General features: G+C 51.0%; 7 protein-coding genes. 5 read left to right on the forward strand and 2 right to left on the reverse strand.

All coding sequences use genetic code 11. The annotated features are described in order from the left end of the window. The first annotated feature begins 562 nt into the window (after nt 1–562). The 3 genes from BZG14_RS14015 to BZG14_RS14025 all read left to right on the forward strand — a co-directional run bounded on the left by BZG14_RS14015 (nt 563) and on the right by BZG14_RS14025 (nt 3,274). Entirely contained in the window at nt 563–1,840 is a 1,278-nt protein-coding gene (locus tag BZG14_RS14015; RefSeq protein ID WP_077609023.1) for an NRAMP family divalent metal transporter, read from the forward strand. Between the two features lie 207 nt (nt 1,841–2,047). Beyond that, nucleotides 2,048–2,716, forward strand: coding sequence for a Bax inhibitor-1/YccA family protein (locus BZG14_RS14020; protein WP_046073363.1), 669 nt, complete (start codon nt 2,048–2,050; stop codon nt 2,714–2,716). 228 nt (nt 2,717–2,944) lie between these two features. Next, nucleotides 2,945–3,274: a TusE/DsrC/DsvC family sulfur relay protein gene (locus tag BZG14_RS14025; RefSeq protein WP_025672953.1), complete on the forward strand. Its 330-nt coding sequence runs from the start codon at nt 2,945–2,947 to the stop codon at nt 3,272–3,274. Between the two features lie 124 nt (nt 3,275–3,398). Here the strand turns inward: BZG14_RS14025 and yccX are convergent, their stop codons facing one another. Next, a complete protein-coding gene (gene yccX / locus BZG14_RS14030; RefSeq protein WP_077609024.1) occupies nt 3,399–3,671 on the reverse strand; it encodes an acylphosphatase in 273 nt (90 codons plus the stop codon). Nucleotides 3,672–3,752: 81 nt separating this feature from the next. Between yccX and BZG14_RS14035 the strand changes: the two genes are divergently transcribed. After that, the gene (locus tag BZG14_RS14035; protein ID WP_077609025.1) at nt 3,753–5,126 is read left to right on the forward strand and encodes a methyl-accepting chemotaxis protein; all 1,374 of its coding nucleotides are present in this window, start codon (nt 3,753–3,755) and stop codon (nt 5,124–5,126) included. Between the two features lie 185 nt (nt 5,127–5,311). Next, nucleotides 5,312–6,499 carry a class I SAM-dependent methyltransferase gene (locus BZG14_RS14040; protein WP_077609026.1) on the forward strand — a complete coding sequence of 396 codons (1,188 nt, stop codon included), beginning with the start codon at nt 5,312–5,314 and terminating at the stop codon, nt 6,497–6,499. A gap of 171 nt (nt 6,500–6,670) precedes the next feature. Here BZG14_RS14040 and BZG14_RS14045 read toward each other — a convergent pair. After that, on the reverse strand, nt 6,671–7,675 hold a 1,005-nt coding region (locus tag BZG14_RS14045), incomplete at its 5' end, for an AMP-binding enzyme (RefSeq protein ID WP_158011763.1).

Consider the following 7,675-nt stretch of genomic DNA (forward strand, 5'->3'; position numbering starts at 1 on the left):
GTTGTATTGCACTTGCGGTACGGATGAGTACGACACGCTGCCGGGGAGGCAAGAGGTTCCATCATGCGTTACATCGTACCGCGGGTTCGGTGAAGGTGGGCCCTACCTTGGACGCTTTTTCTTCAGCCGCGAATCGCGACACAGCCACTCTTTGCCTATCACTGAGCAAAGAGCGCATGTTGGGCGAGCATTCTATTGTGATTGGAGTCTCATTTCCAGCAGAATTTGATCTTAGATCACACTTATTCAGCCCTGATTGCACCCTGCTAAGATCTTTTCCGGCGCTGTCTTCTCTCTCAGACAATGGTCGGATGTTTATCGCTTTATATTTATGTCAGGTTAGCGGTGTTGGTCATTCGCACCCAGCGTGACGCCTATGCTGAATAAATATGGCAAGACTGGTTGACACGTTTAACTCATATGCTATTCATGGGTAGCTATTGACAAAAACACTGAAGGCAAAACGATAAAAATCGGCCTTACGCGTAAAATATAAAAGCAATAGCGTTAAATCATAAAATTAAGCAAACACAACAACGCAATTATTATAAAGGAAACAACCATGCAAACCGTCTCTTCGCACCAGACAGCGCCCAGCTTGTCGGTGATGCAACGCCTACGCGCTTTAGGGCCAGGGATAATGATGGCCGCGGCGGCAGTAGGCGGATCTCACCTTGTTGCATCTACCAAAGCCGGTGCTATTTATGGCTGGCAGCTCGCAGCATTGATCCTGCTCGTTAACTTATTTAAATACCCCTTTTTTCGAGCAGGCGTACAATATACCGCAGGCACTGGCGAAACGCTGGTAGAAGGCTATGCGCGCTTAGGCCGCCCTTACTTGTGGCTGTTTGTTGCACTGAGTGCCGTGTCTGGTGTTATTAACACCGCTGCCTTGACCTTATTTAGCGTCAGCTTATTAAGCTATTTTGTGCCGTTTGATCTGTCACTAACGGTGTTGTCGACCATTATTGTGATCACTTGCCTGGTGATATTAATTGCTGGCCACTACAAGGCATTGGATCTGCTTGCTAAAGTAATCATGGCAACGCTAACTTGCGCCACTTTGGTCGCGGTTACAGTTGCGGTCGGTAACCCAGTCGCGGTCGAGCCTAGTTTTAATGCGCCGTCGATTTGGTCCGTAACAGCGATTGGCTTTATCGTGGTCACCATGGGTTGGATGCCCGCCCCGATTGAAATTTCTAGTATTACGTCGGTGTGGCTCAAGCGCAAAGCGCAATCTGAGCCAATCAATGCCCAAGCGGCGCTGTTTGATTTTAACGTCGGCTACATTGGCACCGCGCTATTGGCGATTGTGTTCTTATCACTGGGTGCCCTGCTTCTGCACGGCAGCGGGGTTGAACTGAAACAATCCGGTATTGGCTTTTCTCATCAATTGGTGAGTTTGTATGCCGCCACCATTGGCGAGTGGTCACGTTATTTGATTGCGGTGGTCGCCTTTTTCTGTATCTTCGGCAGCACCATCACGGTAATCGATGGCTATGCGCGGGTGGTGTCCGAATCGCAACGGTTATTACGCGAGCAAACAGAAGCAGAAACAAAACCCGCAGTTACACAAGGCTGGATGGTACTGATCGCTGTGTTGGCACTGGCTATCGTAGCATTTTGGACTGGGGCGCTGCTGACCATGCTTGATTTTGCCATGGTCGCGGCATTTGTCACCACGCCCTTTTTCGCGCTATTAAACTATATTTTGGTGACCAAGCACCGTTTACCACCCGAAGTGACCATGAGCAAGGCGATGCGCGCATTGGCAATCACCGGGCTGGTCTATTTATTTGGTTTCTTGGCCGTGTTCGTCTGGTGGAAGTGGTTGATGTAACAAACTTTACCTTGTTCGCGCTTTAAGGGCTGGGTTAACATCCCTTTACAACTTCACCATCGGTGCTAGGCGCGGATAAGGTATTATTAACCCTATAAAAGCCAGTCGTGGTTTAGATTAAGGACGTGGGCAGCTTGAAAAAGTGAACGACTGCCCGCATAACTGTCGTATATAAAAATGGATTGTTAACCCAACCGGGAGAACGTTATGAACGATCGTATCGTTTCGCACAGCCAGTCACAGCAGAGTGCGTTATCTACAAACAAAGTGCTACGTAATACGTATGCACTGCTATCGATGACACTGATCACCAGTGCTATCGCGGCCTTTATCGCTATCGCTGTCGGCATCGGCCCAATGATGTCGCTAGGTATGACCCTAGGTGCGTTGGCGATCGTGTTCTTTGTGCTACCACGCACCATGAACTCCTCTGCCGGTATTGTATGGACCTTCGTGTTCACCGGCCTTTTAGGTGCCTCTTTAGGCCCAACGCTGACCTACTACTTGAGCCTATCTAGCGGCCCAGGGATCGTGATGCAGGCGCTCGCCACCACAGGTATGGTGTTCTTAGGCCTATCGGCGTATGCCATTACCTCTAAGAAAGACTTCTCTTTCATGGGTGGTTTCTTGGTTGCCGGTGTGATTGCCCTATTAGTGGCAATGGTCGCGAATATTTTCTTGCAGATCCCAGCGTTGAGCCTGGCAATTAGCACCATCGCGGTACTGATTTTCTCAGCCTTTATTCTGTATGACACCAGCAACATCATYAATGGCGGCGAGACCAACTACATCCGCGCCACCGTGTCGCTGTATTTGAACATCTTCAACATCTTCGTTCACATGCTAAGCATTCTTGGCTTTATGAACGACGACTAACCCCCAAGGTTTAGTCAGTCACAAGCACAAAGAGCCGGCACGCGCCGGCTTTTTTTATGGCTGCGTTTTTATCCCTAAAAGCGGGTGATTACATAGCGCGCCCACTCAGTGCGGCGCGCCACATCCCGCAAGGTGAACGCCAGTTGCACTCGCCCTCCCTGCTCGCTATGCTTTGCAGCCTTAGTCAAAGCGATAACGTCCGGTCAGATGACGAACAAAGGTAAAAGTATGCTGGTGTATGAAGGTGAAACCATTGCGACGGATGCGCAAGGGTATTTAAAAAATGTGGACGATTGGCACGAAGCCCTGGTGCCGCTGCTTGCCGAACAAGAAAACATTGCGCTGACCGAGGCACACTGGGAAGTGATTCACTTTGTCCGCCATTTTTATCAAGAGTACAACACCTCACCGGCGGTGCGTTTGTTGGTTAAGTCGATGGAAAAAGAATATGGCCCAGAAAAAGGCAACAGCAAGTACTTGTTTAAGCTGTTCCCGAAAGGCCCAGCCAAACAGGCAACAAAACTGGCAGGCTTACCCAAGCCCGCTAAATGCCTCTAGTGATCGAGGCCGACAAGTCTCGAGGCCGATAAATCAAGCGCCGCCACACCCTCGCGGCGCATGTAACGATTGGCACTAGGCTCTATGTTATTGAGACCTATTATTGAGACCTGTTATTAAGACGCTATAAGATGGCGAACCCATCAACGGCGCGCCATTCCGCTTCTTCTCTGTCAACCTGATCGACGCCTGCTGTCGGTGGCCCTTTATCTAACCACGTCATTAACGCGTCCACTGACTCCTCGCGGCCACAGGCCAATACCTCAACGCGACCATCCGGCAGATTTTTCGCGTATCCGGTCAATGAAAGCTTTAACGCTTCATGGGCGGTGTGATAACGAAAGCCAACCCCCTGAACGTGACCTGTGACATAGGCTTTGACACATTTTTGAGACATCTGTCACCTCTGCTATATTCCCATTGCAAAACGACACCTGTATAACGCTACATGAGACAAGTCGTTTGACAGGATGGCGTCATGAAAGAAGTTGCGTTTCGATGGATTGATAAATACTTTATCCACCTTCGGCTACAAGAAAAATTTTACCTTATCTTTTTCCTCCCCTTGCTCGCAATGGTTGTGATTGCGCTTACCTTGGATGCTGCTTCGGATACCCGTGTGGCACACAAAATGGAAGCGGAAGGTCAAGCCATTCAAGCCATGGTTGAAAAATACGACCTCCCGAAAGGCGAGGTGCAAACCTTACTCAATAACCAGCAAACCGGTTTTACGTTTAATGGCAATGAGCTTGCCTACCAAGTCGACGGCTCGCTGTTTAGCCATATGAGCGCCACCGATTGGAGCCTGCTCCTTGGTATGGTGCTGGTGATTGCGGTGCTGATTTACTACATCATGACCTTTATTGGCGGTGCGATGTACACCATGAACCAAGCTTTATTAAAGCTAGCAGAGGGTGAACTGAGTTACCGAATGAACTTTATCCCTGTTCGTGATGAGTTTAGCCAAATTGCCGTTACTATCGATAAAGTGCTCGAGCGCGAGCAAAACTTGGTGAAGRCGATCCAGGAAAGCGCGGAAATGATGGATGGTCTGTCCTCCAGTCTGCAGCAGCGTAGCGATGAAAGTGAAGCCTTGGGTGAGAGTCAGCGCCAGTATCTTGATTCACTGGCCAGTGCCACCGAAGAAATGGCCGGCTCGATTCGCGAAGTAGCCAGCCATGCCACGGACACCTCGACCCAAACGCAAGAGGCCACCGAGGCTGCAAACCAGGGACGTCAGCAAGTTCAACAAACCATGAGCGCGATTAACGGCCTTGCCGCTGAAATTGCCCAAGCGGCGGATAAAGTCAGCGAGCTGAGCAAAAACGCCGAGCAAATTGGTACCGTGGTAACCACCATCAATGGCATCAGTGAACAAACCAACTTGTTGGCCCTTAACGCCGCAATTGAAGCGGCACGTGCCGGTGAGCAAGGCCGCGGCTTTGCCGTGGTGGCCGATGAAGTACGCACACTGGCCAGTCGCACCCAAGAGTCCACGGTAGATATTCAGTCGATGATTGAGTCACTGCAAACGCATACCGCGGAGCTGCGCCGGGTGATGGAAGGCACAGTTGAAAATGCGTCGTCCAGTGAAGCGGCGGTGCAAGAGATTGATACGGAGATCAGCCAAATCGCTGAGCGCAGTGGCACCATTGCCGATCGCAGCACCGAAATTGCCGCCGCTGCTGAGCAGCAAGGTAATGTTGCGGGTACGATTTCGCAAGATGTGGAGCAAGTACGCAGCCAGTCTACCCAGGTTGCCCAAATGCTGCGTGATTCCGCTACCGAAGTGAGCGAACTTGGCGCACAAGCCCACCAGCTTAAAACCTTAGTGGCAGGGCTTCGCACCTAACGCCATGGTTTGATTCCATCATTCCCCTTATCGCGCGCCCTACTCTGGGCGCGTTTTTATTGCAATGCCGTCAGCCTTGCTCGACAATACCCGCCCTTTTTGCTTTATCCGCAAGTCACGTCATGATGCAGGTGCTTCACGCAGCATTTTGACGTGTTTTGCACCACCCATTGTTAGGAACCATCATGACTGCCACTGTGTATCTCGCCAAAGGCCGCGATAAATCAATCAAACGCCGCCATCCTTGGATTTTCTCGCGAGGAATCACCCGCGTTGAAGGCAAGCCCGGATTAGGTGACACTGTCACTGTTTGTGATCATCAAGGCGAATTTTTAGGCCTAGGGGCATTCTCGCCGCAATCACAAATTCGGGTACGCATGTGGTGCTTTGAGAAAACCGTCATCGACAGTGACTTTTTCCTCGCCCGTATTCGTGCGGCTAAGCCACTGCGTACCATGCTCGCCGAGCGTGATAGCTTAACCGGTTACCGTCTATTGGCCGCCGAGTCAGACGGTGTCCCCGGCATCACTGTCGACAAGTACGATAACTACTTGGTATGCCAATTGCTCAGCGCCGGCGCGGATGCCCAGCGTGATAATCTGGTCACCGCCCTGCGTACCGAGTTCCCAGATTGTCATATCTACGAGCGCTCGGATGTGGCCATTCGTAAAAAAGAAGGTCTCAAGCCTCGTGTGGGTGTACTGCACGGTGAGGAGCCGCCTGCGTCCGTCATCATCGAAGAAAATGGCGTGGCAATTGAGGTTGATATTACCAATGGCCACAAAACCGGTTTTTATCTCGACCAGCGTGATAGTCGCGAACAAGCGGTGAAATACATGGATGGCAAACGTGTACTGAACTGCTTTTGCTATACGGGCGGCTTTGGCTTGTATGCGCAAAAAGGTAATGCCAAACAGATTATCAATGTCGATGTGTCGCAGCCGGCGCTCGATAGAGCCAAAGCCAATGCCGAACGTAACGGCTTTGATCTTACCCGCGCGGAATTTGTCAATGCCGATGTGTTCAAGCTGCTGCGCACTTATCGCGAACAAGGCGAACGGTTTGACGTCATTGTGATGGACCCGCCCAAGTTTGCCGAATCGAAATCACAACTGACCGGCGCATGCCGCGGTTATAAAGATATCAATATGCTCGCCATGCAGCTGCTAAACCCAGGCGGTGTGCTGCTCAGTTATTCATGTTCAGGGCTAATGGACTCAGGGTTATTCCAAAAGATCTTGGCGGACGCGGCATTAGATGCGGGTAAAAACGTGCAGTTTATCGAACGCTTTGCACAAGCCGCGGATCACCCCACTCACAGTGCTTATCCAGAAGGTTTCTACCTCAAAGGGTTTGCGTGTTTGATTCAATAAGCCCGCGCATCACTCAATAAGCGCGCTCTTATCTTAACGCGTGGTATTGCTGTGATACCACGCGTTGTCGCACCTATTGTCACGCTCAGAATGACAAGCTCCAAAATGACAAGCTCTAAATAGCAAGCCCTGAATAACAAGGCCTAAATAATAAAGCTTGAATAACAAAGCTTACGATGACAACGCCGAGGCAATCGCCTCCAAACTGCTAGGGTCATCAATGGTCGAGGGGACTTGATACGACTCGCCATCCGCCATTTGGCGAATAATTCGGCGCAAGATTTTACCTGAGCGTGTTTTGGGTAACTTATCGACGATAACTGCTTGTTTAAAGCAAGCAATTGCGCCAATTCTGTCACGCACACGCTGCACCAATTCCCGTTCTATCTCGCCACTCACTGAGACAAAGCCGTCTTTCAGCACCACTAAGCCGAGCGGCAATTGGCCTTTAAGCTCATCGTGCATGCCCACCACCGCACATTCGGCGACCGCTTCATGGCTGCCTAACACCTCTTCCATTTCGCCGGTCGATAAACGGTGACCTGCGACGTTAATCACATCATCAATCCGTCCCATCACAAACACGTAGCCATCTTCATCCATGTAACCCCCATCACCGGAAACATAATAGCCGGGGAACTGGCTGAGGTAGCCGGCTTCAAAACGATCGTGGTTGCGCCACACCGTCGGCAGGCAGCTAGGTGGCAGAGGGCGCTTTACGGCAATGTATCCTTGCTGGTTTGGCGCCGCCAGTTCGCCCATTTCATCAAGGATCTGCACTTGATAGCCAGGGCTTGGCATGGTTGCCGAGCCGGGCTTGGTCGCAAAGCAGGTTAACCCTAATGGATTGCCTGCAATCGCCCAGCCAGTTTCGGTTTGCCACCAGTGATCCACCACGGGTCGCTGGGTCTTTTCTTCCACCCATTCCAATGTCGGTGGATCAAGCCGTTCGCCCGCCATAAACACCGTGCGTAAGGATGTCATTGGATAGCGCGCAAGGTGATCACCGTTTGGATCTTGTTTTTTAATCGCCCGAAAGGCGGTAGGCGCCGAGAATAAGATGCTGACGTTATACTCATCACACACGCGCCAAAACGCTCCCGCATCCGGTGTACCGACTGGCTTGCCTTCAAACATCACCGTGGTGCAGCCGTGTAGCAAAGGGGCATACACAAT

It is taken from the genome of Salinivibrio sp. IB282, assembly GCF_001995685.1.
In the GTDB taxonomy this organism is placed as follows: Bacteria; Pseudomonadota; Gammaproteobacteria; order Enterobacterales; family Vibrionaceae; genus Salinivibrio; species Salinivibrio kushneri.